Raw genomic sequence first — 25,549 nt, 5'->3', positions numbered from 1 at the left:
GTAACTGCTCATAAATCCGGGGGCAATCCTGCCAGGCGCAGCGTCGCCCTTGACGGCAGCATTGGGCCAGGATGTCGGCGACGATCATCTCTCAGGCCGCGACAAAATTCGGTTGTAAACGGTTGGCGGCGATGTTAACTTTTGTCGCGTCACCACTCTCCGTTGCCAGGTCATGAGCGTTTCTAAAAAATTCATCCCGCCGGACATTGCACGAGAGGAGCTGACGTCGCGGGAGCTTGAATTGGTGGCGATGCTTGAGCAACTGACCGACATGGTCAATCGCCAGCAAGAGCGGCTTCAGGCACTGGAACAGGAAATCGCCGGGCTGCGCAAAGCCGGCAAGTGCACCTAGCCTGACGCAGTCGTGAGGAGGAAACTCGCTGCGCCGTACATTCCCAAAACCGAACGCACCCCGGCGGTTCTGAAGTTGCTCGCTTGGGGTGAACAGCTTCTCGAAATCATTCTTCGTCACCGTGAGCAGGAGTTGCACCTGAAGGATGAAGTCGCGGTGCTCAAGGGCGAGAAGAAGCGCCCGAAGTTCAAGCCAAGTCGCATGCATGAGGAGGCGGGCAAAGTCAGCGCGCCAGATGGGCCGCGGCAAACGAAGTTGGCCAGACGACGCGGTAAGCCCAGCAAGAGCAAGACGGCACAACTGAAGATTGATTGCGACGAGATCATTCAGCCGGTCGAGCGGGTCCCGCGAGGCTCCCGATTCAAAGGATATCGGGACTTCGTGGTGCAGGACCTCGTGGTCAGCTCACGCAATACGCGCTATAGGCTCGCACGCTGGCAAACACCAGACGGTCAGACCTTAACCGGGCAACTTCACAAGGCAGTCGCCGGTGGCCACTTTGGTGCGACGCTCGTCAGCTATGTCCTATATCAGCACCATCATTGCCACGTGACGCAACCGCTGTTACGCGAGCAACTGCGCGAATGGGGCATCGAGATCTCGTCCGGGCAGATGAACGCGCTGCTGCAAGAAGGCAAAGAGCGGTTTCACGCTGAAAAAGACGGTCTGTTATCGACTGGTCTGGCGCTCTCAGCGTATGTGACGGTCGATGACACAGGCACGCGCCATCAAGGCAACAACGGTTATGTCACACACATCGGTAACGAGCACTTCGCCTGGTTCAAAAGTACGTGCTCGAAAAGCCGCATCAATTTCCTCGAGTTGCTCAGCGCGGGACATGGCTACCAGATCAACGAGGAGGCGCTCGCTTACATGAAAAAGCAAGAGCTCTCGCAGGCGTTCCTCGATGCACTGCGTGAGCACGGCCGCACAAGCTTTGCCGATCAGCGCGAGTGGCAACTCCACCTCGACAGCTTGGGAATGGGCATTGACCGCTTGCGCAACATCGCCACCGAGGGCGCGTTGCTGGGCAGCCTGAAGCGGTGCGGCGTAGCTCAGGATCTCGCCATCGTCAGTGACGATGCAGGACAATTCAATGTCCTGATTCACGGGTTATGTTGGATACATGCGGAGCGTCTGGTCCATAAGCTGCTACCGTTGAACGATCAACACCGCGAGGATATTGCACGCGTGCGCAGCGACATCTGGTCGCTGTACGCGGAGCTCAAGGATTACAAGCGGCACCCTACCATTAAACGCAAACATGAACTTCAGAAGCGCTTTGACGCTGTCTTCATCCAGAAGACCCGTTACGCGACACTCGATCGTTTGCTTAGGCGGATCCACCTAAACAAGTCCGAGTTGCTACTGGTGCTGGAACGCCCCGAGATTCCGCTACATACCAACGGCAGTGAGCGCGATATTCGTGATCACGTGAAAAAGCAGAAGATCAGTGGTGGCACGCGCAGCGAGCTCGGTAGGCAATGTCGCGATACTTTCTCCAGTCTGAAAAAGACCTGTCGCAAGCTAGGCATCTCGTTCTGGGCTTACCTGACCGATCGGATTTCGCGCAGCGATAACGTTCCACTGCTGCCGCACTTGATCGAACAACGCCTCGTTCGATCTGCTTTAACATCTCCGTCCGCGCGTTCCAGGAGTCAGAAAACATAGCCGTGATCATGCCAGTAGTGCCAGTCAGCGACTGCCACTCGTGTCGGCTCATCAGGTCTCACCGGGACGAGTTGAGCTAAGGGCACCACCAGATCGCGTTGGTTGCATCGAACCCACACGAAAATGCCGACTCGACACAGGTCTTCATGAGCAAGCCCGGTGGCTGAAACAGTTTCACCGGTCCGCAGCGGTGAAGCAGCCATGTCTTGGCGGACGCGAGCCTCGAATGGAAACGTGAGTTGCTCTTCGAGATAGCAGTACCACCCCATCGCGCGTTCTTCTTCGTTGTAAGCATCGACGACGATCTCCATTGTGATTCGTTGTTCGCGCTTTCTGTCGATTCTGGGCTTGGGCATGATTGGATCGGAAGAGGTTATAGGCCAACGATACGCTGCATTTCCACGGCGATCTTGTGCGTGAGCGTGACGTGCTGAGTTGCCCTCGATCACCGCACGAATTACGTGGCCGTCCTCGCGCTCTCCGCCATCGTACAGATAACGCCTCCGATTCTCGAGAACGCTCCCATTCGCCCCCCGTTATTGAGCAGTTACCGGGATTCGAAGTGTAGGAGGCCAGTTGACAAAATTAATACGGACTTACGTGAGTTGACGCTTTCATTCCGATTCGAAGGGGAATAAAAGTGACAACACGATCGCTCTTTGGCCCGCGGTTGCTAGGGAAGGGTGGTGACAGAATCATTACGCTCTACGGTGGGGTAGGGTAGCCGGTGCGTCCACAGCACCGGTCCCCGCTATCTCAAAAAATGTACGTGGATTACACCAGTTCTGAAGGAATCTCAAAACCTCCGGTTCGCTGCCAATGCCTGCATGCAAACGAGCGGTTCTTTGTAGCTGCGACGAAGAACGGTTCTCAATGAAGGAACGGAGAATTGAACCGCAAAAACCGGACCCTGTGGCAACCGTGAGAAAAAACCATACCTCATGTGCTCGACATCGTTCAAGGCAGAGACGTGAAGGTTCGGCGGCACTTCCGCAAAGGCCGGATTGATAAATACTACTACGTAATGCAAGCGAGCGAGAATTTTCGGGGCATCAGTAGCGGCGCAAGCTGACAGCGTAGCGGCCCACAAACAAGGCACGGCCCTGACCTCAGGTAGCGACGGGTGCAAGCATGGATCGCCTGCATCGGGAACTGCTGCACCGGCAAACATAGATATCGCGCATCTCCTTGTTCATTGCGCCGTCGATGGAGAGCGCATAGTCAATGGTCAACTCTGTGCCCTCGCGGATATCGTTGAGGGCGTATATATAGACACGACTGCCGATCTCGATGGCCTCGCAGTTCGGCTCGCACGCATGATTCAGGAAACGCGCGCTGTTGCCGCCGCGACTGCCGTCGATCACGCGGCCATCTGAGAGTCCGAAGGCGAAGGTATGGCCTTCTTCAGCACGTTGCCTGGCTGCTGCCTTGCGCCAGCCTGTCACTTCGCCCTTGTATTCGATCAGCTTTTCTCCCGCAGCGATCGGCCGCAACGCAACCACGCCTTTTCCATGCACGTCCGAACGACGTACTGCGATGCGTCTCATGAGGGATTCCTTTTCCGAGCGGTCGTGTTTCGGGTTTGATGCGCCGAAGCATAGCATCACGGCACTCGCGATGGACGAGCGAGCATCCGTCGGAAAGCCTCGCTTCCTTGACGAGATTAACGTTACGCGCGGCTTATCAAATACATTCGCGTCGCCGGCGCCGGTCTGCACGAAAGGCGCCGCATTACCCTGGCATCCGTTTCAGGTCATCGCGGACTCGTTCGCTACGGACGGAAAATGCGTTAAGGTGTCCGTTCCGTCCCCGATGGACACTTTTCAAGGATCACGGATATGAACAAACAGGAACTGATTGACGCGGTGGCGAGCGCCACGGGAGAAAGCAAGGCGAGCACAGGCGCGGCGATTGACGCCGTGCTGGAATCGATCAGTCAAGCGGTCACCCGTGGCGATACGGTGCAACTGGTCGGTTTCGGATCGTTCTCGACGGGTGCACGTTCGGAGCGTACGGGCCGCAATCCGGCGACGGGTGAAACCATCACGATCGCCGCGGCAAAGACCGTGAAGTTTACTGCGGGCAAGGCATTCAAGGATGCAGTGAACGCAGCGTGAGGCTCACCGATCGCGACGCGCGCCTGCGCCGGCCGTTCGCTGATGGGCTCGAGGCGCCCGCCCGGCCCATCACCGCCATCACTGCGGGCACGCGACAGTAGCGCGGGCACGGTCTCCGCCTTGCGGGAAGCGTCGCTCTGTTACCGCACGTCAGGCCAGGGCGTGGTCTTGACCTAGTCCTGATGAGTTGCCGGTAAGACGAAGCCAGCGTCTGGAGTCTTCCTCGACTTCAATAATCCGATACCGATGAGGACGATAGCGAGGGCAGAGTTGGATGCAACCTCGTCGCGGTGCGCTGGCAGAACTATCATCGCTACGATAACGCAAGCAGCTTCGAGGAGATCAAGCCTAAGCTCATCGTCGCGGGCGCATCGGCATTCGCGCGCCAGCGAATATTCAATCGCGCTACCTGCACCGTTGAAAACATCGACCCCGAACTGTCGGCCGCAATCGAGTCCGAAAAACGGCGCCCGGAAGAGCATATCGAGCTCATTGCTTTCATGCCGACTGACACCTTGAGATTCCCCTTGCGCGTTATCTCGTCGATGGCCACGCGTCATGTCTTGACGGATGCACCAAAGCAGGGGTTCTATGCCGCGATCTGATGAGCGCGAACGTGTGCTTCCAGGTTATAGGGCGAGTCAGTGTCGCAAATAGATGAGTCGGTGTCGGAAGCATACTAGCCCCAGTAACGCTATTGAACTAACGTGATGGACTTCTTATCCGATCGTTTGGAGCTGACATGTCCGATTTCATAACCGTTTTGCGCGAAACCTGCCCGACTCCGGTCGTCGACGCCACCAAATGGAAGCGCATCGGCGGCGATCCGCACACGGTGAACCTCAACGCTTACCTCTCCAGGGACGGCAGCAAGATCATGGGCACCTGGATCTGCACACCGGGCAAGTTCGAGGTGAACTACGAGAAATGGGAGTTCTGCCACTTCCTCGACGGCTACTGCATTATCACGCCGGAAGGCGAGGAGGCGGTGCATCTGAAGGCCGGCGACGTGTTCGTGATTGAACCCGGCATGAAAGGGACCTGGGAGGTGGTGGAGACGGTGCGCAAATACTTCGTCTTCGCCTGAGCAGGTCTAAAGATTCGACTCACGCATATCATCGTCTGAATACACTCCCGGTTCACGGACTATCTCACCCCGGCCCTTGCATGTCGCAGGGGCGCAAGATACCTTAAACGATTCACGGACTTCGTCAAATTCGAATCGCTCCGGGTTTGGTTGAAGGCACAAACTTTCGAGTGAATCGACATGTGTGCATCCTTTGAAGACTGCAGTAGCTGTGCTCAGCCTAAACAATAAGCTCGCCAAATGGAACTTCCATTGCCGCATAGCTGATACACCAGTGACTCAATGCTCGCGCTGGCGAATGACACACGGGGGAGCGCGGGTGCCGCGAGATAGATACTCGGCATGCTGCTTGAGGCCAGCGCAAACCGGCGCGCTACTTGCCCCGTATAACGTATCTTGGCGCGAGGAGGCGAGCTGAACGACGATACCGCGGTCCTCGGCTCGGTCTGCGTTCTGCAGCAGCACGTTGAAAGTCGGGATGCGCAGATGGAGCGTCTGGTGGACGAAGCCATGGCGCCGTTGAGCGATCATGGTGAGGTGTGGTCGGATACTGCGCTACCACTGCGCGAGGAGAGCGGAAGCGTTCGGCTTCCGTAGACAGTATTGAAAGTGATCCCGTTGCGCTAATAATTCTGCCACTTCGCGTTTGAATGACGCGGGAGCGTTAAGATCCTTGGGGTAGCGATTCAGAGGCCCGGCGAAACTTATCGAGGAATATCGCGACCTCTTTAAGGCTATGCTGGCATTTGATGCGTCAGCCGCTCCATGGGTCGAAAGAGCCGCCATATTTCCCAACCCTGTCCCGGGGCTGCGACGGATGTACCGGCGCCATGATGGCTCGATCGGTTAAATTGGCCGACGATACTTTATAGTAGAGGTTCGCTCCCAGAAGGCTTGCAGCATGAAAACATACAACCCCGAGAGCGCGCCAGAACCAGAGGCGTGGCTCGAACCTCGACGAACAGGAGCGCATTGTTCTGGTCGAAGCGTGGCATCGCGCGGCGCGCATCAAACTTCCGAATGTCACCGCACATGCCGCGTTGCACACCATCGTTGAGAACCAGATTGCGATGAATCTCGAACCGGTGGTCCGAGCCATGCATCGCCTTGCGAAAGAAGGGCTGATGCGACACGATGCGATTCACGCGATCGCTTCGGTGGTCGCCGAGCATGTGTTTGATGCTTTGAACACGGGGCAGAGCGACGATGCTGATGTTTCGCAAGCGCGCTACCTCGCAGCAGTGGAGCGCCTGACTGCTGCGACCTGGCGTGAAGGCGGGAAATAACCCGCGAGCCACCTAAACTTCAGTTTCGAATTGCGGCAGCGTTTCTTTTCTTGCGGAGCCTGTTCGGACTACCAATTAAAAAAGAAATTCAGGCGCAATCTGGTGCGCCGATGCCCGATCCGACAATGGTTAATCCGGCGCCGTGAATCTCGTGGGCGACAACTTGATATATGGACCGCGGCGGAGAATGGTTGCGTAGCAGCCCGAAAGACAAAAGTTGCAAGTTGCAAGTCGCACTCCGGTCTGGTGGTGCCGCGAAATCGTGCTGTTAATTGAAGAACAGTTATCTTAATAGCGTGATTCACGCACGAGTTTTGTGGAAATCCCGGCGCCCGAGATCTGCACAAAACGTCGCCCCGTTAGACTAGAGTGCGAACAAAACCGGCCGGACATCCATCGCGCTCAAAAAACCGTCTCACGGGCGTTCACCTTGCCTCGGGGTACACGGCAACGTGGCCGTTCATCGCAGCCGTCAATGCATCTTCTCCTTGCGGTGCGCCAGATACATTCAGTCCGTTCACAGTCTTGCAGCGTCATAAGGGGTAAGGAAGCCTGGCGATGCAACGCCGACTATGCAGAGTTGCACTTCGATCTCAACCATATTCCGTCAGCGCGGAACAAAGATAGGGTCGGAAATGCAGAGATTATGATGAGTTTGACATCGAGCTATCGGTTCGACGCCCAGGAGAAGGATGGGCCACGATGTCCCAGTCTTGATCCGACAGTGGTTCGAAAGCCATGTTTATCCACAATATTGTCGTCACATTGCGGTCCGCGAGCCAAGATTGCAAGTGTCAGTCCGAACATCCACTGTCTGCTCATAGTCCGGCTCTCTTCGCGATCTTTCAGAATCGCTACGCAAAGATGCGTTCACGACGGCTATCGGCAAAGATGTCGAGAGAAATAATTCTCCGAGAATCGCATTCGTGATTACAGGTAGTTCGAGTCGCACTGTTGTCGTGCCTCCCTAACACCGACGACGATCAACCCATTGCTTCTGCGGCTGCCAGTACTCTGTTGCGGAGCACGCCAATACCTTCGATCTCAACTTCGATGGTGTCACCGGGTTTGATCGGGCCGACTCCCGCTGGAGTTCCGGTCATGATGTGATCACCCGGAAGCAGCGTCATGTACTTGCTGAGATAGGCGATTAACGCGGACACGCCATACACCAAGTCCGCCGTGTTTCCGTTCTGGCGGACCTCGCCATTGACGCGTGTGACCAGACGAAGGTTGGCGGGATCCAGATCCGTTTCAACCACGGGCCCGATAGGCGCAAATGTATCGTATCCCTTGCCGACGAGCAGGCAGCCGAACTCGCTTTCCCGGCGCTGCAATACGCGATCGCTTACATCGTTTCCGCACGTGTAGCCGAACACGTAGTCGAGAGCGTCCCCTTCGGAAACATGGCGAGCTTCCTTGCCGATGATTACGGTGAGTTCTCCTTCAAAGTGGATGTTCTCCCCGTCTGACGGATAGATAATCGCGTCCTCGTGGCCAATCACTGTTGTGCTCGGTTTCATGAAGAGTACGGGGAGCGTCGGCGTGCTCTTGCCAACTTCCTGTGAGTGAGCACGGTAGTTGTACCCGAGGCCGAAGATGCGTGGCCGATGAAACGGGCTCAGTATGCGAGCGGATTCAAGATGATCGACGTAGCCCGCAGGGATAAGTTGTTCAAGCGGTGAGCACTTAAGCCTCTCGACGTTTCCGTCAATTCCCAAGATGCCGTAATAGGAACTTCCGTCAACCGAATATCGAAGGATCTTCATGGCCATCAACCGGTAAGTGATTGTATTGCGAACGTTAGCATTGAAGTGCAAATGCGTCAATTAGGATGCTTAGCGGGCTCCAGAGCTTGACGTTCCGTTGCTTGTGCTGCCATAGCCTGACTGCGTCGCACGGCTCTTCCTCTCCTGTTGGGCTGCGAGCTTGGCTTCGGCCGATTTGAGATTGTCCGGATAGTCAAGATCGCTGCCTGCGATGTCGTAGCCGGCGGCCTCCAGTTGGGATAGGTCTGCTTTCACTTGGGCGCGCGTAGCAGAACTAGTCGATTGTGCGGAAGAGGCGACGGGAAGTGTGCAGGCAGAAACGATGAATAACATATTGACAAGCATTTTCATGGGGAGACCCTCGACTAGACATTAATCAGGATTGCTTGATTGCTGTATTGCAATCGTCGAGTCGAGTATATGCTGACAAAAGCGTCAAGGGAATACACTGATTGACAAAAACAAGAGAATGGTAGCGCAGTGCAAGTCAGTTGCGGCGACGCCCCTCGACTGAAGGTTAGCGCATCGTCCAATGCATCCAACGCGCCAGCGAAAGATCCGGGCGCGTCCTGGTTTCAACTCGACGGGATCGCTTCACTTCGATGATGCATGGGCAATCCCGCGCACACAGCTCCGTTAATCAGGGAAGGACGACATAGTTACTGAAACCTCCGTCCCGATCTTTCAGCCCAGAAATGGCTTCATTGACGCGTTCAAGCGGGAACCTCCGGTGTTCGAGATAGGACAGGTCAATGGCCCCGGTACTTACCATGTCGGCCATTTCCTGGCCCTGCGCAGTAGTGAACCAGTTCGATCCGATGATCTGCACCTGTTCGTCCATCAGCCATTTCACGTCGATCGGCAGGTCTTCCGCCACGCCGCCGACATTGACCACCCGGCCGCCGCGTCGAACACCTTTCATTGAGTCCAGCATCGTTGCAGCAGGAGCTTTTGCGCCGAGGGCGCTGATAACGAAGTCTGCTCCTTCTCCGCCCGTCAGGGATTTCGCCCAATCACCAGTGGATCCCTCTCCGAGTTGCATCACCTCAATACGGTCCGGTGCTAGCGCCTTGACGCGTTTGAGTAGTCCCTCGTCGCGCCCTGTGCCGAGAATACGCGATAGGCCCATTGCAAGACCGAGTACCGTTGCGGCGACGCCGAGCGTGCCCGTGACACCGTCAATCAGCGCCACCTGGCCGGGACCGGCTGCGGCATTTTTCAGGGCGCCATACGACGTACCCATGTACCCGAACCTCCCGGCCTGTTCGAAGGTCATGTTCGCGGGAAGGTTCACGACCGCATACTCGGGTGCGGTCATGTATTCGCTGAAACCGCCATACGGGTAAAGATCGAAGATGCGTTGACCGTCGCGACTCGTGCTGAAGTAGCCGTTCAGCGTGTAGTAGCGGCATTCGCTGCGACGGCCAGCGCGGCATGCCTTGCACGATCCGCATGACCGCAAGGGGCTCACATAGACGCGGTCACCCGGCTTCACGTTGATTACCGCTTCGCCGACTTCTTCAACAACGCCTGCGGGGTCAAGACCAAAGATGGCGGGGAATTTCGGCAGCGGCTGATGCGGAAACCACGTTGGCCAGTTGTTGATGACGTTTGCCATGTTCGGCACGATGCCGCATGCCTTGACCCGCACGAGCACATCGGTCGGTCTCGGCTTCGGAACCGGGATCGTATCGAGTGTCATCGGGGTGTGGAGAGCATGCAGCCGTGCTGCAACCATCGTTCGTTCCATACATTCCTCTTTCTGGGTGAATACTTTCCGCGTTACCCGCCACATAGCCGCAGAGGCTGTGAGCATTGCAAGCGGCTGCGCGGAATTTGCCAAGCCTGTTAGCCGATATCAATTCGGATCAGAGTTGTCGATCCGGACCGGCATCCGTCAGCGATAGCTCTCCTCGAGTTCGATCCCGAGTGCGCCCATGATGCGCACGCCGGAGTTGTACCAGGCGATGTTAAGGGCCAGTTCGACCCGTTGCTGATCATTCAGGAACGGGATGACTCTGTTCCAGGTTACGTCACTCACATCGACATTCAGGGTCGACTCTTTGGCGACGGCCATTACGGCACGTTCCTCTTCGTCGAATAACGGCGACAGTTCGAAGTCGGGAATGGCTTTCAGCTGTTCCAGGCTGACACCCGCCTTCAATCCATGTGACTGATGATGTGCGATTTCGTATTCGGAGCGAGTGCAATGTCCGACGGTCAGGATCGCAAGTTCACGCAGTTTCGGGCTAATTGAAGATGCCCTGATCGCATTGGCGTAGGACAGGAACTGGTCGAGAATGTCCGGAGCGTGTGCGAGCGCGCGGAAGATGTTGGCCGTGGGTACCTTGCGCTCACGTTCGAGCCGATCGAAGAGGGCATCGTTCACGCCCGTCACGTCGGAACGTTGAAGATATTTGACGCGTGCCATATGCGTTATTCCTGGTGTAATCAGCTTTGTACAAGCCGGTTCTGAATATAGGATTCGAGTGTGGTGGGGCGTGGCTTGTTGGCGGTCTCGGTCAGTTCAGTACCTTCGAACCGTGAGGCCTCAAAGTACCAGCGGTGCTCCGCCGGCAGTCCCCAGCGCACGCTCGTATTGAGCGATGAGGCATCCCATCGGACCGGTTCGATCTCAAGGTCAATGGTCTGATAGTGGCCGTCGCACAACTCGATGCGGTGACCATCGGGGTCGCGCAGATAGACAAACAGCATGCCCCCCGGGCCGTGGCGGCCCGGTCCGCGCTCGACTTCGTGCGCATAGCCGTAGATACCGGCGAGGTCGCACGCGGTGAAGATGTTGTGCGATTCGGGCACGATATACGCAAAGTGGTGCATGCACGGACCGTCGTTTTCAACGATAGCGAGATCCAGGCATGTGCCTTTGCGATACATGAATGCGCCGAGCAGCCGGTCGCCATGCGCGAGATATTCAGAGTTGCGGAAACCAAGCCTGCTGTAGAACACGCACGATTGGAACGTGTCCGGCGAAAAGATCTGAAAATGATCAATTCGCTGCGCATGCGCACCCTTGAACAGATTGCGTTCCAGATAGAGACGAGGGCGCGTTTCCATTTGTGCGCACAATTCGATCTTTGTGCCGAACGGATCGGACACGTGCAGGGTTCTTCCCTGGTGGGCGACCTCGGCCCATTCAGCGGGAAGTCCTTCTTCCTTGAAGAACTGGTATGCGAGATCCAGATCTTCTTCGAGGAAGACCCGGAAGCCAATCCGTTTGCAGGTGGCGACACCTTTGTCGGCCTGGACCAGAACCAGGCTATGGTGGCATGCTTCGGAAAGGCCGCGCAGATAGCACGTGTCCGCGGTTTCTTCCGTCACGACGAGGCCGACTACGTCGACATAGAACGCTCGGCTTTTTGCGAGGTCGGCGACAGTCAGTACGATGTGGCTGGCGCGCGTGATGTTGAAGGGTGGTCGGTGATTGACAGCAGGCAACATGATTACCTCTCGATTGTTGGTGGCGAGCAAGCGGGGATACCAGTCCGAATGTCGCGACCTGTATCGGGGCGGTGCGTGGATGCCAACAGGTCTTGCTCGGTGAAGGTCACTAGATATCCTCTTGCGGCGGTGCGACGACGATCTAAAGGGGATGATCAGTGAAAGGCAGCGCTGACCATCCGCTGAACTGCGCTTTCGATCCCAGCGCTTCTTCGATTCGCAATACTTCGTTCCACTTGGCCATCCGTTCGGAGCGCGAGAACGAACCAACCTTCAGTTGACCAGCGTCCCAGCCGACGGACAGGTGGGCGATGGTGACATCTTCCGTCTCACCGGATCGTGCCGATACGATCGTGCCGAATCCAGCTGCTTTGCCTGCCTGAAGGGCCTCTTGCGCCTCCGTTACCGTGCCGGCCTGATTCGGTTTGATGAGCACGGCGTTCAACATGCTTTGCGATGCCGCTGCTCTCACACGGTCTGCGTTAGTGACGAGGAAATCGTCGCCGATGACCTGGCAGCGTGCGCCATACGACTCCGTGAAGTGCATGAAGCCTTCCATGTCATCCTCAGCAAGCGGATCTTCAATCGACAGGATGGGGTAGGTGTTGAGCCAGCGCCCCAGCATGCCGATCATCTGGTCGGTGTCGAGTGTCTGCCCATCGAGCGCCAGCACGTAGCGTCCGTCGCGGCCGAATTCGGATGCGGCGATATCGAGCGAAATGCCAACCTGTTTGCCCGGTTGCAGTCCCGTATCGATGATGGCCTGCATCAAGGTGTCGAGCGCATTTTCGTTGCAATCGAAGGCGGGCCAGTAGCCGCCTTCATCTGCCACACCCTGAAGCTTGCCCGCGCTCTTCATCAACGATCCGGCCGCGCGATACACCTCCGCGGTCCACTCCAGCGCTTCAGTAAAACTGCCTGCAGCTGGGCACATGATCATGAAGTCCTGTACATCGACGCGGCGCGCCGCATGCGCTCCACCACCGAAGATCTGGATCTCCGGCAACGGCAGACGCACGGCGCGGTCGCCCGCGAGATAGCGCCATAGTGGCTGCCTGCTGGCCGCTGCTGCAGCGTGGAGTACTGCCATCGAAGTTGCAACGATCGCGTTGCCGCCGAGACGGCTGCGGTTGGGCGTACCGTCGAGGGCGACCAGGCTCGCGTCGATGGCGGCCTGATTGCTTGCATCGCGCCCTTCGAGCGCACGCGCGATTTCGCCGTTGACCTTCGACAGCGCGTTGGTCACGTCGAGGCCCCCAAATGCGGGCCCGCTGTCGCGCAGATCCAGCGCTTCGCCGCTGCCCGTCGAAGCGCCCGCTGGCGCGATGGCGCGGCCGCTCATGCCCCCGTGAAGCGTAACCTCGACTTCTACCGTCGGTCGGCCGCGTGAGTCCCAGACGCGTCGGCCGCGTACGTGGGCGATTGTTGAATCAGTCATATCGATTGTCTACCTTGTTCATTGGTAATGTGTGCCGGTGCTTTGTGTGCTCCGATCAACACAAAGGCCAGCGTCGCCGGTTGGTTGCTCTTGTTTCGCCACGCGTGGCGAGTGCCGTTCTGCACGACGACGTCATGTTTATGAAGTAGCTCAGCGCGTCCTTCGTCGAGTTCCAACCAGATCTCACCGTCGAGCACGATGCCGTAATCGACAGTCGGCGTAGTGTGCATACCGTCGGCCTCGAACAGTTCGGCGAGGCCAGGGCTGATCGCGAGGTTTTCGGCGATGGCCGCCTGCGGGTCGAAGCCGGGTGAAGAAAAAACGCTGTCGGGCGGAAACGTCACGACGAGAAAGCGCGTTCCTGAAACGGGGGGGACGAAGCTCGTGACGCGAGGGGCCGGGTCGTTGCCGTCAAATGGAACGGCTTGCGCCGGCTCCGTCGACCACATCAGCCGGGAAACCATGCCCGGGATATGCCGGTACACGTCGGAGCGGGGCGATGACGAATCGAGTGCGACTGTCGAGGCGCCGGTCACGTCCTGCCCGGTGACTACGCGGCGAAGCGCGACGGGCACCTCTCCTGTGATCGAGGTATCAGAGGCCATGCTGAATGTCTCCTGCAGGGTTTGAACAGGCGCCACGCGGTGTTGGCTGCTTTCATGACGCCTGATACGTTGCTAACGTTCGCATAGATTGTGGCAAACGCTGATCTTTGTTGTCAATAGCGGATTTAAGGGAGTTTTGCCGTGTTGAGATTGGTGGAACACCGGGCAAGTCTGTTAGCAGATTGCCAAAAAAGGCAAACGTTAGCAGGGATGCCAAGGCAGGGCGCTGAGGTGAGCGGCAGGCGCAGGCAGCGACTGACTGGGGGCATGCAGTGCAGCTACCGTTTCTCTAGCGTGTCTGACGCCTGCCCGCTGGCACTCAAGAGCCGAAACGACCCTACGAGCTCTGCGAGCTTGAGCGCCTGGGTGCGCATCGCGCGCGACTCGTTTTCGGCATGTTCCGCAAGACGAGCGTTTTGAGTCGTCATTGCTTCCATTTGCTTCACTGCATCATTGACCTGAGCGATCCCGAGGCTTTGCTCTTGGCTCGCCATCGAAATGTCGCCCATGAACGCGATGACGCGTTCGACCGATGCGACGATGTCTGTGATCGTCGTGCTGGCATCGTCAACGAGCTTGCCGCCAGTCTCGACGCTGGCCACGGAATTGCCGATGAGAATCGCGATTTCCTTTGCCGCACTCGCGGAACGGCGCGCGAGATTGCGCACCTCGCTGGCGACAATTGCGAATCCGCGTCCCTGTTCGCCTGCGCGAGCAGCTTCCACTGCCGCGTTAAGCGCCAGAATATTGGTCTGGAATGCGATGCTGTCGATGACCCCGATGATGTCGACGATCTTGCAGGAGCTGTCATTGATTGAACGCATCGTGCTAGTGACTTCGCTGACGGCGCGCCTGCCTTCACTGGCGATCTCGGAGGCAGCCGTCGAAAGCACGTTTGCCTGCCGAGCGTTTTCCGCGTTTGCAGTGACCGTGTCGATCAGTTCGCGCATGGAAGCCGCAACTTGTTCGAGCGATGCGGCTTGCGCTTCGGTGCGCGCAAAAAGGTCGGCGTTGCCTGTGGCGATCGACGTCGCGCCGTCTTTTACAAGATCGGTGGTCTCCTGAATTTGCGACACCAGAAGCTTGAGATTGATCTGAAGAACGCGTAGTGCATGCAGTACCTGGGTGACTTCGCCGTCCCGGTGCGTCTCGATGATGTTGGACAGGTTGCCCTCACCCATGTCGTCTATATGACGCTTGAGCTGCGCCAGTGGCCTCATCATCCCGCGATGCAGCATCAAAGGGGATGCCAGCGAAATCGCGATGCCGATCGCACAAGATGTGGACTCCCAGATGCGAGGCAGGTTGCTGTCGAACGTGAACGCCGCGAGATTGGCTGCGTAGATTGACGCGGCGAGCGCCGACAGTGCATTCATTTTCGCTGCGTACGAGAGCGCGGCGAAAACCTTCAACACCCGAAATGCGGGCCGTTTCACGATGCGGCCTTCATCCAGTTCGAGGTCCTTACGCCCGGCACCCATCGCAGCATAGGCCAGCTCAGCTTCGTGGATCATCTCTGGAGTTGCCTTGCAACGGATCGTGATGAATCCGGCAATCCTGCGCTCCTTGAAAATCGGTGCTGCGGTCATGTGGACCCAGAAGTAGTCACCGTTCTTTCGGCGGCCCTTGGTGACGCCCGTCCATGTCCGGTTGCCTTTGACTGTCCGAAGGAAGTCCTCGAATACTTCGCTGGGTGTTTCACCATCGGCGAGGATGCTTTGCGGTGCACCAAGCACCTCGTCCTCGGTATATCCGCTGACCTTGACGAAATCCCGATTGACATAGGTGATCTTGCCTTCGAGGTCGCCTTTTGAAATCATCGCAACGGAACTGTCGAGCACATATTCGACATCGGTCGTGATCCTCTCTAGTCGCATCGTTGCCCGTCTCCATTTCTTTATTTTTTGCGGCCGTCCATGGTGATGCTTTCGTGTGACGGTGGCGGCGGCCATGCTTGGCATGCCCGCTGAGTCTCAAGTCTGTCAGGCGTTGATCTGTCGCACGAATGCTTCAGCTACCTGATACAGATAGTCGACTGGCTGTAACAGCAAGGCGCCCGCAACCGCGCGAACGTGATCGCGCTGTGTCTCATCGGTCAGATATTCGACCGGTGACTTGCCGTCGACGCGCGCGAGCAGCAGCGCCGGTAGCAATTCGGCGGCGCGGGCTTCTAGTGTTGCGCGCAGTTCCCAGTCTGCTTCGTCGAAATATGCCTCCGTCAGCGCCTTGAACGAAGCAATGAGTGCGTCCCGACAGTCAGGTCGAATCAGGCACTTGAGCAGCATATGATTCAGACAGAAAGCGAGATCGAAGGCAGGGTCGCCGAACCACGCGCACTCGGCATCGAGCAATACCGGTCCCTTCGGGCCCGCGAGAATGTTTTTTGGACTCACATCGCCGTGTACGAGTGCAGTCCGGATACTGGCCGTCTGCTGCGCGAGATGTTGGAGCTTCGATGCGAGTTCGGGATGACGTTTTGATGTGGCGATCAGATAGGGATCGAGGCGGAGCGCGCGAAAGTTATCAAGCGTGTCGAAGCGCTCCCTCAACTCACCGTCGTCGGCGCTGACCGCGTGCAAATGCCCGATCAGACGACCGACCGCGCGGGCTGTTTCGGGCTCGACGTGGCCGCTCATCAACTGCTGCTTCCAGACGGGATGCGCGCACGGCGCAAGAAACGACATCGCAAATACGCCGAGCTTCTCGTCGTGTGCGATGGGAGCTGGCACATTGTCGGGGCAATGCCGCGCCGCAAATTCCATCCACGCCCATTCATCGGCGTTGCGCGACACAGGTACTTCCCAGCATGCGGCGACCTTGAGTGTAGCCAGGGCGCGCTTGACGCACAGCGAGCCCATTGAGAGATCGACACGCCAGATATCGGAGGAGACTCCGCCGGCGAGTGGGTGCCAGGAGGGTATTTCATCCTTGCGAGCCAGATCGTGCTCGACGAGAAAGGCATCGAGCTGCGGATCGGGAGAATTCGTTTGCGTCATCTTGAGTTCTTTGAAATCGGGCGATTGAAGGCGGTTACGCCGGGGGCAAATTGCAGGGATTGCGTGGCGCGTCGCCGCGTAGTACCCGCACGACTTCTTCAGCCGCCCGTCTGCGAAGTTCCAGCAGCGACGCGTCCGAAGAAAACGCGACGTGCGGTGTCAACATGGCGCCTCGCTCGCGAAGCAGTTCGCCGGGGACAACGGGCTCCGACTCGAGAACATCCAGCGCCGCCGCCGACAGTTGGCCGCTTTGCAGTGCCTCGATAACGGCGTTTGTATCGACGATGCCGCCACGGCTCACATTGATTAGCAGGCTACCGTGACGCATGCGCGCGATTTGCTCGCGATTCATCAGATGCCGGGTTCCTTCCGTGAGCGGCGCATGGACGATCACGATGTCGCTATTTGTCAGAAGTTCGTCGAGCCCAACGGCTTGCACCCCTGGTGGGTCCTCACGCAGAAAAGGATCATGCGTGAGAAGCCTGCAACCGAACGCGCCGAGCTTGCGCGCCGTTGCGCGGGCGATGCGGCCGAAGCCGACGAGTCCGCACGTGAGTGCGCCCAACCGGCGCAGTCTGGCTTCGGCGGGAGACCAGCGCCCAGCGTGCACTTCCCGATCGAAAAACACCAGCCCGCGTGTCCATGCGAGTGCAAATCCGATGGCGTGATCGGAGACTTCTTCGACACAGTAGTCCGGCACGTTCGTCACCACAATGCCGCGGGCGGTGGCGGCGTCCACTGCGATGTTGTCGAGACCCACGCCAAGCCTTGCAACGATCTGCAGCCGTGCAGAAGCTTCAATGGCTTCTGCCGAGACGGGAGCCCAGCAGGTGAGGATTGCGGAAGGTCGATGCTCTCGAACCATCGCTTCGATTTCGGCGGCCGGTAGGGGGATCGCCGGTCCGCTTACCAGCCGCATCGCGGCACGCTCGACGACCTCTCGCTCGACGCTGTCGTCGGGCCACGCATAGTCGGTCAGAAAGACTGTATCGATCATGGGATTGAACCTGGGTGTTGGTAGGGAAGTGCTTGCCGCGGGTGTTGAACGGTGTGCTTCATTTGCACTAACGTTAGCATGACATTTGGATGATGCCAAGCGTGGGTTTGTCATGGATGTCCTGCGACGGAACCTGTGAATTTAGCGTAAGCCCTTGATTTAGGTACTCGAAAACCCGATTGACACAATAAAAATCCACAACTAGACTCCGCTCGTCAATGCTAACGTTCGCGCTCAATAGGGAGACGGAGCCAGCTTCATCTGCGAGCTGGCGGAATTCCTCCGCTCACCTGTGAACGATTGGTACGACAAGAACGAAAGGAAACAGCGACGTGCAAAAAAAATGCGCGTTTGAAATCATGTGATGTCGCTGTGCGGTGCGCCGCGTTGTTCTCTGAAGGTATAGCACTACGTAAAACAAACCTGATTACCACGACTGGCAGGAGACAAAGGAATGAAGAGGCTTCTTGTACCCGCGATTTGCGGTTGCTTGGGTGTAGCGGCACATGCACAGAGTTCCGTCACCCTTTACGGGTTGATCGACAATGGTGTGTCGTATGTGAACAATCAGCGCACGGCGAGCGGTGCGGGTCGCAGCAACGTTTTTGCTTCGTCGGGCAATATTGTTGGCAACCGTTGGGGGCTGACGGGGAGTGAGGATCTGGGCGGCGGGCTGCAGGCGATCTTCAAACTCGAGAACGGGTTTACGGGTACCAACGGCGGGCTTCAGCAAGGTGGGCGTCTGTTTGGACGCCAGGCATGGGTCGGCATGTCCAGTTCATATGGCGCAGTCACGTTGGGTCGCCAGTACGATTCAGTCGTCGACTATCTCGCGCCGCGAAGTCTCGCACAAAGCTTTGTGGGCGGCCTCGAATTCATGCATCCGATGGATAACGATAACTTCGGCGATTTCTTCCGGCTCGACAACGCCGTTAAATACGCCAGCCCGGATATCAATGGGTTGAAGTTTGGCAGTTTGTATGCTTTCTCAAACAAGGCTGGGGATTTCGCCGACAATCGCGCGTTCAGTGCGGGTGCGACCTATAACCACGGTCCCTTCACGCTCAGTGCTGCGTACATGCGTATCGACAATCCGGGGGATGGCGCAGCGGGTGCACTCGACGGCTCATCTACTTCGGGAGATGCGACATTTCATGCGGCGCGCCAGCAGGTATGGGGCGTCGGCGGCGCGTATGTGATTGGTCCGGCGACGCTGGGGGTGGTGTGGAGTCACTCGCGTTACGACGATACTACAGCCGTGTATCGCGGCAGTACGCTTGCACCGGCTCCCACTGGTTCGCCCACCGACCTGACTTTCGACAACTACGAAGCGAATGTTCGCTATCTGATTACGCCGGCGTGGGTGGTGGCCGCGTCATACACCTTCACGGATGGATCGTATTCGAACGCTTCGATGCATGCGAAGCCGCGCTGGAACCAGTTCAATCTGATGACATCGTATTCGTTGTCCAAGCGCACAGACGTCTATCTTATGGCCGAATATCAGCACGTGACAGGGGCGTCGGGAACGATTTTCAGTGGTGCATTCATTGGCGGCAGCGGTGGCCCTTCGTCCACCAACAAGCAGTTCCTGACTAGTGCCGGTTTGCGCGTCAAGTTCTGATGCCATGAGTGCGGGCGGGTGGTCTTCCATAGCAGAATGACTCACCCGTCGAGGAGGGCTTGTAAGAGCCGTCCGACTTCACTTCATTCAAGTCCCATGGGCTTTCGATATTGCTGCGCCTGCGCATCGATCCATGCCCGAAACATCTTTAGCGCCGCATTGTCGGCCTTACGCTCCGGGTAGATCAGGTAGTAGGAGCGATTGCCGGGATATTCGTGGCTCGCCGCCTGGATCAATGCGCCGCGCTGTAGTTCGTCCTCGATGAGCAGGCGAGGAATGAGCGCGATACCCATACCGTGAATTGCCGCTTCGGCGAGCATCGAAAATAGCTCGAGTCTCGGACCCGACATATCCCCTTCAACCTGCATGTTGCGCGACGCAAACCAGTCTCGCCACGCATAGGGGCGCGTGCTCTGTTGCAGAAGAGGGTACCGGCGCCAGTCCGTCGCAGTTAGTCTGGTGCGTGGTGCAATCAGCTTCGGGCTGCATACGGCGATCAGGCTTTCACGCATCAGGAAGGTGCCTTCCGTGCCCGGCCAGATCGCGGTGCCCGCATGAATCGCCGCGTCGAACTCCGTGTCGTCGAAAAGAAATGGTCGCGTGCGGACCGTAAGATTGACGGTGATGTCCGGATACGCCTCATTGAAGCAGGGTATGCGCGGCAAAAGCCACTTTGTCGCGAACGTCGGGACGACAGCCAGTTCAAGTGATCCACCGTGGCCGCCCTTAGCCATGAGTTCCAGCGTGTCGCGTTCCACTTCATCCAGGCGCGATGCAACCTTGCGACTGTAGATGACGCCGGCTTCGGTGAGGCCGACGCCGCGCCGGTCACGTCGGAACAGTTTCACGCCGAGGAATTCCTCCAGCGAGCCTATCTGACGGCATATCGCACTTTGCGTCACGGCGAGTTCATCCGCCGCCTTGGTGAAACTCTGATGGCGAGCGGCCGTTTCGAATGCGGACAGCGCTGCCGTCGAAGGGATCTTTCTGCGCATGATGGCGCCTTGGATGATCGTGGCTGATTTGTGCGATTTTCGCACAGGTCAGTGCAAACAAATCGTTTGAATAGGTCGAAAAGCGTCTGTAAATTCGCTTCATACCCATCCTGTATAGAGTATGAAATGAGTGCACAGCACAAGTCGACGTCGTTTCAGTGGGAGGACCCACTACTGCTGGACCAGCAGCTGACGGAGGAGGAGCGCCTCGTGCGCGAATCGGCGCATGCATATTGTCAGGAACGTCTCGCACCGCGTGTGCTCGAGGCCTTTCGCTGCGAACATACGGATACCGAGATCTTTCGTGAGATGGGCGAGCTTGGTTTGCTGGGCGCCACGCTTCCCGAAGCGTACGGTGGAGCAGGTCTCAACTATGTTTGCTATGGCCTCGTCGCGCGGGAAGTGGAGCGAGTCGATTCCGGATATCGCTCGATGATGAGCGTGCAGTCGTCGCTCGTGATGGTGCCGATCAACGAATTCGGCAGTGAAGCGACGCGGCAGAAGTATCTTCCCCGGTTGGCGCGAGGCGAATGGATCGGTTGTTTCGGTTTGACGGAACCCAATCACGGTTCTGATCCGGGCAGCATGATGACGCGTGCAAGGAAGGTCGACGGCGGGTATCTGCTGACGGGCAGCAAAATGTGGATCACGAATAGCCCCATCGCCGATGTGTTCGTCGTCTGGGCGAAGGACGATGAAGGTGCGATCCGCGGATTCGTGCTTGAGAAGGGCTGGAAAGGGCTTTCCGCGCCGGCAATCCATGGCAAGGTCGGCCTGCGTGCGTCGATTACGGGTGAGATCGTGATGGATGACGTGTTCTGCCCGGAAGAAAACGCGTTTCCGGACGTCCGCGGTTTGAAGGGGCCGTTCACCTGCCTGAACAGCGCGCGTTACGGGATCGCATGGGGTGCGCTGGGTGCTGCCGAAGACTGTTGGCATCGCGCGCGCCAGTACGTTCTCGATCGCAAGCAGTTCGGCAGGCCGCTCGCAGCGAACCAGCTGGTCCAGAAGAAGCTGGCCGACATGCAGACGGAAATCACGCTTGGTCTGCAGGGGTGTCTTCGCCTTGGCCGGATGAAGGATGAGGGCACAGCGGCCGTCGAAATCACGTCGATCATGAAACGCAACTCGTGTGGGAAGTCACTCGATATCGCCCGAGTTGCGCGCGATATGCTCGGCGGCAACGGAATCAGCGATGAGTTTGGGGTTGCGCGGCATCTGGTGAATCTGGAGGTGGTCAACACCTACGAGGGTACGCACGATGTCCATGCGCTCATTCTTGGCCGTGCAATCACCGGCATCGCTGCGTTCTGAGTAGCCATGAACGAGACTTCGAACAAGGGAGCGCTCGACGGTCTGCGCGTGCTGGACCTTTCCCGCGTGCTGGCGGGTCCATGGGCGAGCCAGTTGCTGGCCGATCTGGGCGCGGATGTGGTCAAGGTCGAACGACCCGGTACGGGCGACGATACGCGTGCCTGGGGGCCGCCGTGGCTGAACGATGTTGATGGTGAGTCGACCGGCGAGTCCGCTTACTATCTGTGCGCCAATCGCAACAAGCGGTCGGTGGCGATCGACCTGAGTCAGCCCGATGGACAACGGCTCGTCAGGGAGCTGGCCAGCAAGGCAGACGTGCTTATTGAGAACTTCAAGGTCGGCGGACTCAGCCAGTACGGGCTGGATTACGCGAGCCTCAAAGAGCTGAATCCTCGCCTCATCTATTGTTCGATCACGGGATTTGGCCAGACGGGACCGTATGCTGCACGCGCCGGTTACGACTTCCTGATTCAGGGCATGGGCGGGCTGATGAGCGTCACAGGTCGTGCGGATGGCACGGAAGGCGAAGGTCCGTTGAAGGTGGGCGTTGCACTGACGGACATCACGACAGGTCTCTATGCGACGGTCGCGATCCTGGCGGCGCTTGCTCGCCGCGAGCGCTCTGGAGCTGGGCAGCATATCGATCTCGCTTTGCTCGACGTGCAGGTCGCCTGCCTTGCCAACCAGGCGACGAATTATCTTGTTGGTAATGTGGTGCCTCGCCGTATCGGAAATGCGCATCCGAACATCGTGCCCTACCAGGATTTCCCGACGGCCGATGGTCACATGATCATTGCGGTCGGCAACGACAGTCAGTTCGCGAGCCTCTGCAAAACACTGGGCGAACCGGGATGGGCCGCGGACGAACGCTTTGCTAGCAATGCGCAGCGTGTTAAGCATCGGGACCAGCTGGTCGCGATGATTCGCGACACGACAGTATTGCGTGCGACAGGTGAGTGGATAGGCTTGATGGAGAGGGCGGGCGTGCCGTGTGGCCCAATCAACAACCTGAGCCAGGTATTCGTGGACCCACAGGTGCAGTCGCGCAACGTGCGCATCGAGATGCCGCATCCGCTGACGGAACAGGTGGCGCTGGTCGCAAATCCGATCCGTATGTCGGAGTCGCCGGTGCAGTACCGTCATGCACCACCGACGCTGGGGCAGCACACGGAGGAGGTCCTTCAGGACTGGCTGGATCTGGCTGCGGCGGATATCGACGAATCACACCGCTCATCGCCTTGCTAATCAATGCCGACCGTGCGCCACCTCTGCTTGTGTGGTCTGACTGGAACCTCAATACATGAATCCCCCGGAACTTCGCAGCCCGCGCGAGTCGATGGAATATGACGTGGTGATCGTCGGCGGCGGCCCGGCGGGCCTGTCGGCGGCCATTCGCCTGAAGCAGCGTGCCGCGGAAAAAGGCGTCGAAATCGGCGTCTGCGTGCTCGAAAAAGGCTCGGAAATTGGGGCGCATATCCTCTCGGGCGCGGTGATGGACCCCCGCGCGCTGAACGAACTGATTCCGGACTGGAAGGAAAAAGGCGCGCCGCTGGACGTCGAAGTCACGGAAGACCGCTTCCTGTTCCTGAACGAAACGGGCGCGAAGTCCGTGCCGAACTGGGCGCTGCCCGATAACTTCAAGAATCACGGCAACTACGTGATCAGCCTCGCCAACGTCACGCGCTGGCTCGGCCAGCAGGCCGAAGCACTGGGCGTCGAAATTTTCCCGGGCTTCCCTGCCGCTGAAGTGCTCTACAACGACGACGGCTCGGTCAAGGGCGTCGCGACCGGCAACCTGGGCATCGGCAAGGACGGCGAGCCGACGGAGAATTTTCAGCTGGGCATGGAGCTGCACGCGAAATACACGCTGTTCTGCGAAGGCGCGCGCGGGCATCTGGGCCGCCAGCTTTCCGACAAGTTCAAGCTGCGTGATGGCGCCGATCCGCAGGTGTACGGCATCGGCATCAAGGAACTGTGGGAAATCGATCCGGCGAAGCACAAGCCGGGTCTGGTGATTCACACCGCAGGCTGGCCGCTCGATACGCAGACCTACGGCGGCTCGTTCCTCTATCACATCGACAACAACCAGGTGATGGTGGGCTTCGTGGTCGGCCTCGGCTATTCGAATCCGTACCTGTCGCCGTTCGAAGAATTCCAGCGCTACAAGACGCACCCGGAAATCCGCAAATTCCTGGAAGGCGGCAAGCGCGTGTCGTATGGCGCGCGGGCGATCACGGCAGGCGGACTGCTGTCGCTGCCGAAGCTCGCATTCCCGGGCGGCGCACTGGTGGGCGACGATGCGGGCTTTTTGAACGCGTCGCGGATCAAGGGTTCGCACGCGGCAATCAAGACGGGCATGCTCGCCGCCGACGCCGCGTTCGACGCCGTGCAGGCCGGTCGCCATAGCGACGAACTGACCGCGTATCCCGAGTCGTTCAAGACTTCGTGGCTGCACACCGAACTCTATCGCGCGCGCAACTTCAAGCAGTGGATGAGCAAGGGCCTCTATCTGGGCACGCTGATGGTCGGCATCGAGCAAAAGCTCATGGGCGGCAACGTGCCGTGGACGCTGCATCATCAGCACTGGGATCACGAGATGCTGAAGCCGGCGTCGCAGTTTAAGCCGATCGAGTATCCGAAGCCGGACGGCAAGCTGACGTTCGACCGGCTGTCCTCGGTGTTCATCTCGAACACGAACCACGAAGAGAATCAGCCCGCCCACCTGACGCTCAAGGATCCGACTGTCCCGATGAAGGTCAACCTGCGAACCTACGCGGGTCCGGAAAGCCGCTATTGCCCCGCCGCTGTCTACGAGTTCGTGAAGAACGACGACGGCAGCGAACGCCTCGTCATCAACGCGCAGAACTGCATCCACTGCAAAACCTGCGATATCAAGGATCCGACCCAAAACATCGTGTGGGTCACGCCCGAAGGTGGTGGCGGTCCGAACTATCCGAACATGTAGTTCAAAGGTCCATATGAAAACGATTGGAATTGTAGGTGCGGGGCAGATGGGCTGCGGTATCGCGTTAGTCTGTGCAACAGCCGGCCTCGATGTGACCCTCAACGATGTCGATGCGCAAGCGGCGAAACGCGGCATCAACAGCATCTCCGGGAATCTTGCGCGGATGGTGTCAAAGGGGAAAATGACTTCGGATGAGGCAACTGCCGCGCTGGGACGAATCAGGGCGGGCGGGGTATTGGCTGAACTCATCGAATCCGATCTCGTGATTGAAGCGGCGACAGAGAACATTCAGATCAAGGAAGACATTCTCAGGAATCTCGACGCCATCGTACGCCCTGGTTCGGTCATCGCGACCAATACATCGTCGGTGTCCGTCACGCGATTGGGCTCAATGCTCGGTGATCCGGGGCGCTTCATCGGGATGCACTTCTTTAATCCAGTACCTGTGATGGCGTTGGTTGAAGTCATCCGCGGCCTTCGGACCAGCGATGCCACGGTCGATGCAACCGTTGCCTTCACAAAGCGCATTGGGAAGCAGCCTATATGCGTGAGCAATTCACCGGGCTTTGTCGTCAATCGCATTCTGGTACCCATGATCAATGAGGCGATCTTCGTACTACAACAGGGTCTGGCGAGTGCCGAAGAGATCGATGAAGGTATGAAGCTTGGCGCAAATCATCCAATCGGACCGCTTGCGCTGGCGGATCTTATCGGCCTCGATACGACGCTCGCCATCATGAACGTGCTGTATGCGGATTTCAGCGATTCAAAGTACCGGCCGGCATCGTTGCTCAAGGAAATGGTGGACGCGGGGTACCTCGGGCGAAAGAGTGGACGTGGCTTTTTCACATATTGATCGCATCTGCTCCAATCA

At 58.1% G+C, this 25,549-nt stretch carries 24 protein-coding genes; 11 read left to right on the top strand and 13 right to left on the bottom strand.

Annotated features, from left to right (window positions below):
• Positions 1-172 precede the first annotated feature (172 nt).
• Together BN2476_RS06860 and BN2476_RS06855 are read left to right on the top strand one after the other, a co-directional pair.
• Entirely contained in the window at positions 173-352 is a 180-nt protein-coding gene (locus BN2476_RS06860) for a hypothetical protein (RefSeq protein WP_087733408.1), read from the top strand.
• Between the two features lie 12 nt (positions 353-364).
• On the top strand, positions 365-2,023 hold the full coding sequence (locus BN2476_RS06855; RefSeq protein ID WP_087733407.1) for an IS66 family transposase: 1,659 nt from the start codon (positions 365-367) through the stop codon (positions 2,021-2,023).
• Here the strand turns inward: BN2476_RS06855 and BN2476_RS06850 are convergent.
• Entirely contained in the window at positions 2,011-2,334 is a 324-nt protein-coding gene (locus BN2476_RS06850) for a calcium-binding protein (RefSeq protein ID WP_438942863.1), read from the bottom strand. The two genes, BN2476_RS06855 and BN2476_RS06850, sit on opposite strands and share 13 nt — an antisense overlap.
• Positions 2,335-3,132: 798 nt before the next feature.
• Entirely contained in the window at positions 3,133-3,570 is a 438-nt protein-coding gene (locus BN2476_RS06845) for an SET domain-containing protein (RefSeq protein ID WP_087733415.1), read from the bottom strand.
• Between the two features lie 291 nt (positions 3,571-3,861).
• Between BN2476_RS06845 and BN2476_RS06840 the strand changes: the two genes are divergently transcribed.
• The 4 genes from BN2476_RS06840 to BN2476_RS48035 all read left to right on the top strand — a co-directional run bounded on the left by BN2476_RS06840 (position 3,862) and on the right by BN2476_RS48035 (position 6,513).
• Positions 3,862-4,140, top strand: coding sequence for an HU family DNA-binding protein (locus BN2476_RS06840; RefSeq protein WP_087733405.1), 279 nt, complete (start codon positions 3,862-3,864; stop codon positions 4,138-4,140).
• Between the two features lie 290 nt (positions 4,141-4,430).
• Positions 4,431-4,745, top strand: coding sequence for a hypothetical protein (locus BN2476_RS06835; RefSeq protein WP_087733404.1), 315 nt, complete (start codon positions 4,431-4,433; stop codon positions 4,743-4,745).
• Positions 4,746-4,882: 137 nt separating this feature from the next.
• Entirely contained in the window at positions 4,883-5,227 is a 345-nt protein-coding gene (locus tag BN2476_RS06830) for a cupin domain-containing protein (protein ID WP_087733403.1), read from the top strand.
• 1,070 nt (positions 5,228-6,297) lie between these two features.
• Complete coding sequence (locus BN2476_RS48035) at positions 6,298-6,513, top strand: hypothetical protein (protein WP_235850742.1); 216 nt, start codon at positions 6,298-6,300, stop codon at positions 6,511-6,513.
• A gap of 983 nt (positions 6,514-7,496) precedes the next feature.
• Here BN2476_RS48035 and BN2476_RS06815 read toward each other — a convergent pair.
• The 10 genes from BN2476_RS06815 to BN2476_RS06770 all read right to left on the bottom strand — a co-directional run bounded on the left by BN2476_RS06815 (position 7,497) and on the right by BN2476_RS06770 (position 17,777).
• The gene (locus BN2476_RS06815) at positions 7,497-8,282 is read right to left on the bottom strand and encodes a fumarylacetoacetate hydrolase family protein (RefSeq protein ID WP_087733414.1); all 786 of its coding nucleotides are present in this window, start codon (positions 8,280-8,282) and stop codon (positions 7,497-7,499) included.
• A 69-nt stretch (positions 8,283-8,351) separates the two neighbouring features.
• Positions 8,352-8,633 (bottom strand): DUF4148 domain-containing protein, encoded by a 282-nt coding sequence (locus BN2476_RS06810; protein ID WP_087733402.1) that lies wholly within the window; start codon positions 8,631-8,633, stop codon positions 8,352-8,354.
• Positions 8,634-8,922: 289 nt separating this feature from the next.
• Complete coding sequence (locus BN2476_RS06805; protein WP_087733401.1) at positions 8,923-10,032, bottom strand: alcohol dehydrogenase catalytic domain-containing protein; 1,110 nt, start codon at positions 10,030-10,032, stop codon at positions 8,923-8,925.
• A gap of 147 nt (positions 10,033-10,179) precedes the next feature.
• The gene (locus BN2476_RS06800; RefSeq protein ID WP_087733400.1) at positions 10,180-10,713 is read right to left on the bottom strand and encodes a carboxymuconolactone decarboxylase family protein; all 534 of its coding nucleotides are present in this window, start codon (positions 10,711-10,713) and stop codon (positions 10,180-10,182) included.
• Positions 10,714-10,733: 20 nt separating this feature from the next.
• Positions 10,734-11,741, bottom strand: coding sequence for a VOC family protein (locus BN2476_RS06795; RefSeq protein ID WP_087733399.1), 1,008 nt, complete (start codon positions 11,739-11,741; stop codon positions 10,734-10,736).
• Between the two features lie 142 nt (positions 11,742-11,883).
• Entirely contained in the window at positions 11,884-13,179 is a 1,296-nt protein-coding gene (gene eno / locus BN2476_RS06790) for a phosphopyruvate hydratase (protein WP_087733398.1), read from the bottom strand.
• Positions 13,176-13,784 (bottom strand): cupin domain-containing protein, encoded by a 609-nt coding sequence (locus BN2476_RS06785; RefSeq protein ID WP_087733397.1) that lies wholly within the window; start codon positions 13,782-13,784, stop codon positions 13,176-13,178. Before BN2476_RS06785 ends, eno begins: the two co-directional genes overlap by 4 nt.
• Positions 13,785-14,062: 278 nt before the next feature.
• Positions 14,063-15,736, bottom strand: a complete 1,674-nt coding sequence (locus tag BN2476_RS06780) for a methyl-accepting chemotaxis protein (protein WP_235850741.1) — start codon at positions 15,734-15,736, stop codon at positions 14,063-14,065.
• A gap of 30 nt (positions 15,737-15,766) precedes the next feature.
• Positions 15,767-16,780 (bottom strand): phosphotransferase family protein, encoded by a 1,014-nt coding sequence (locus tag BN2476_RS06775; protein WP_087733395.1) that lies wholly within the window; start codon positions 16,778-16,780, stop codon positions 15,767-15,769.
• A gap of 34 nt (positions 16,781-16,814) precedes the next feature.
• Complete coding sequence (locus tag BN2476_RS06770; RefSeq protein WP_087733394.1) at positions 16,815-17,777, bottom strand: C-terminal binding protein; 963 nt, start codon at positions 17,775-17,777, stop codon at positions 16,815-16,817.
• Between the two features lie 454 nt (positions 17,778-18,231).
• Here BN2476_RS06770 and BN2476_RS06765 point away from each other — a divergent pair, with 454 nt between their 5' ends.
• Positions 18,232-19,401: a porin gene (locus BN2476_RS06765; RefSeq protein WP_087733393.1), complete on the top strand. Its 1,170-nt coding sequence runs from the start codon at positions 18,232-18,234 to the stop codon at positions 19,399-19,401.
• Positions 19,402-19,484: 83 nt separating this feature from the next.
• On the opposite strand, the gene BN2476_RS06760 is transcribed toward BN2476_RS06765, so the two are convergent.
• Positions 19,485-20,396, bottom strand: coding sequence for a LysR family transcriptional regulator (locus BN2476_RS06760; RefSeq protein WP_087733413.1), 912 nt, complete (start codon positions 20,394-20,396; stop codon positions 19,485-19,487).
• A gap of 126 nt (positions 20,397-20,522) precedes the next feature.
• On the opposite strand from BN2476_RS06760, the gene BN2476_RS06755 reads away from it, so the two are divergent.
• Genes BN2476_RS06755 through BN2476_RS06740 form a run of 4 tightly spaced genes read left to right on the top strand, consistent with a single transcriptional unit; the run spans position 20,523 to position 25,531 of the window.
• Complete coding sequence (locus BN2476_RS06755; RefSeq protein ID WP_087733392.1) at positions 20,523-21,710, top strand: acyl-CoA dehydrogenase; 1,188 nt, start codon at positions 20,523-20,525, stop codon at positions 21,708-21,710.
• A 6-nt stretch (positions 21,711-21,716) separates the two neighbouring features.
• Complete coding sequence (locus BN2476_RS06750; RefSeq protein WP_087733391.1) at positions 21,717-22,955, top strand: CaiB/BaiF CoA transferase family protein; 1,239 nt, start codon at positions 21,717-21,719, stop codon at positions 22,953-22,955.
• A gap of 55 nt (positions 22,956-23,010) precedes the next feature.
• A complete protein-coding gene (locus BN2476_RS06745) occupies positions 23,011-24,675 on the top strand; it encodes an electron transfer flavoprotein-ubiquinone oxidoreductase (protein ID WP_087733390.1) in 1,665 nt (554 codons plus the stop codon).
• 13 nt (positions 24,676-24,688) lie between these two features.
• A complete protein-coding gene (locus BN2476_RS06740) occupies positions 24,689-25,531 on the top strand; it encodes a 3-hydroxybutyryl-CoA dehydrogenase (RefSeq protein WP_087733389.1) in 843 nt (280 codons plus the stop codon).
• Positions 25,532-25,549: the final 18 nt, after the last annotated feature.

This window comes from Paraburkholderia piptadeniae, from assembly GCF_900007165.1.
GTDB classification, from domain to species: domain Bacteria; phylum Pseudomonadota; class Gammaproteobacteria; order Burkholderiales; family Burkholderiaceae; genus Paraburkholderia; species Paraburkholderia piptadeniae.
Note: the sequence above shows the minus strand (reverse complement) of the source record. Positions and strands in the feature narration are given on the sequence as shown.

What these genes read in the sequence shown, in the direction of transcription:
- BN2476_RS06840 (WP_087733405.1), top strand. Translation starts at nt 3,862, where the DNA reads ATGAACAAACAGGAACTGATTGACGCGGTGGCGAGCGCCACGGGAGAA.
- BN2476_RS06765 (WP_087733393.1), top strand. Translation starts at nt 18,232, where the DNA reads ATGAAGAGGCTTCTTGTACCCGCGATTTGCGGTTGCTTGGGTGTAGCG.
- BN2476_RS06770 (WP_087733394.1), bottom strand. Translation starts at nt 17,777, where the DNA reads ATGATCGATACAGTCTTTCTGACCGACTATGCGTGGCCCGACGACAGC.
- BN2476_RS06815 (WP_087733414.1), bottom strand. Translation starts at nt 8,282, where the DNA reads ATGAAGATCCTTCGATATTCGGTTGACGGAAGTTCCTATTACGGCATC.
- BN2476_RS06750 (WP_087733391.1), top strand. Translation starts at nt 21,717, where the DNA reads ATGAACGAGACTTCGAACAAGGGAGCGCTCGACGGTCTGCGCGTGCTG.
- BN2476_RS06745 (WP_087733390.1), top strand. Translation starts at nt 23,011, where the DNA reads ATGAATCCCCCGGAACTTCGCAGCCCGCGCGAGTCGATGGAATATGAC.
- BN2476_RS06850 (WP_438942863.1), bottom strand. Translation starts at nt 2,334, where the DNA reads ATGGAGATCGTCGTCGATGCTTACAACGAAGAAGAACGCGCGATGGGG.
- BN2476_RS06795 (WP_087733399.1), bottom strand. Translation starts at nt 11,741, where the DNA reads ATGTTGCCTGCTGTCAATCACCGACCACCCTTCAACATCACGCGCGCC.
- BN2476_RS06810 (WP_087733402.1), bottom strand. Translation starts at nt 8,633, where the DNA reads ATGAAAATGCTTGTCAATATGTTATTCATCGTTTCTGCCTGCACACTT.
- BN2476_RS06830 (WP_087733403.1), top strand. Translation starts at nt 4,883, where the DNA reads ATGTCCGATTTCATAACCGTTTTGCGCGAAACCTGCCCGACTCCGGTC.
- BN2476_RS06785 (WP_087733397.1), bottom strand. Translation starts at nt 13,784, where the DNA reads ATGGCCTCTGATACCTCGATCACAGGAGAGGTGCCCGTCGCGCTTCGC.
- BN2476_RS06845 (WP_087733415.1), bottom strand. Translation starts at nt 3,570, where the DNA reads ATGAGACGCATCGCAGTACGTCGTTCGGACGTGCATGGAAAAGGCGTG.
- BN2476_RS06775 (WP_087733395.1), bottom strand. Translation starts at nt 16,780, where the DNA reads ATGACGCAAACGAATTCTCCCGATCCGCAGCTCGATGCCTTTCTCGTC.
- BN2476_RS06755 (WP_087733392.1), top strand. Translation starts at nt 20,523, where the DNA reads ATGAGTGCACAGCACAAGTCGACGTCGTTTCAGTGGGAGGACCCACTA.
- eno (WP_087733398.1), bottom strand. Translation starts at nt 13,179, where the DNA reads ATGACTGATTCAACAATCGCCCACGTACGCGGCCGACGCGTCTGGGAC.
- BN2476_RS06800 (WP_087733400.1), bottom strand. Translation starts at nt 10,713, where the DNA reads ATGGCACGCGTCAAATATCTTCAACGTTCCGACGTGACGGGCGTGAAC.
- BN2476_RS06805 (WP_087733401.1), bottom strand. Translation starts at nt 10,032, where the DNA reads ATGGAACGAACGATGGTTGCAGCACGGCTGCATGCTCTCCACACCCCG.
- BN2476_RS48035 (WP_235850742.1), top strand. Translation starts at nt 6,298, where the DNA reads ATGAATCTCGAACCGGTGGTCCGAGCCATGCATCGCCTTGCGAAAGAA.
- BN2476_RS06740 (WP_087733389.1), top strand. Translation starts at nt 24,689, where the DNA reads ATGAAAACGATTGGAATTGTAGGTGCGGGGCAGATGGGCTGCGGTATC.
- BN2476_RS06780 (WP_235850741.1), bottom strand. Translation starts at nt 15,736, where the DNA reads ATGGCCGCCGCCACCGTCACACGAAAGCATCACCATGGACGGCCGCAA.
- BN2476_RS06860 (WP_087733408.1), top strand. Translation starts at nt 173, where the DNA reads ATGAGCGTTTCTAAAAAATTCATCCCGCCGGACATTGCACGAGAGGAG.
- BN2476_RS06760 (WP_087733413.1), bottom strand. Translation starts at nt 20,396, where the DNA reads ATGCGCAGAAAGATCCCTTCGACGGCAGCGCTGTCCGCATTCGAAACG.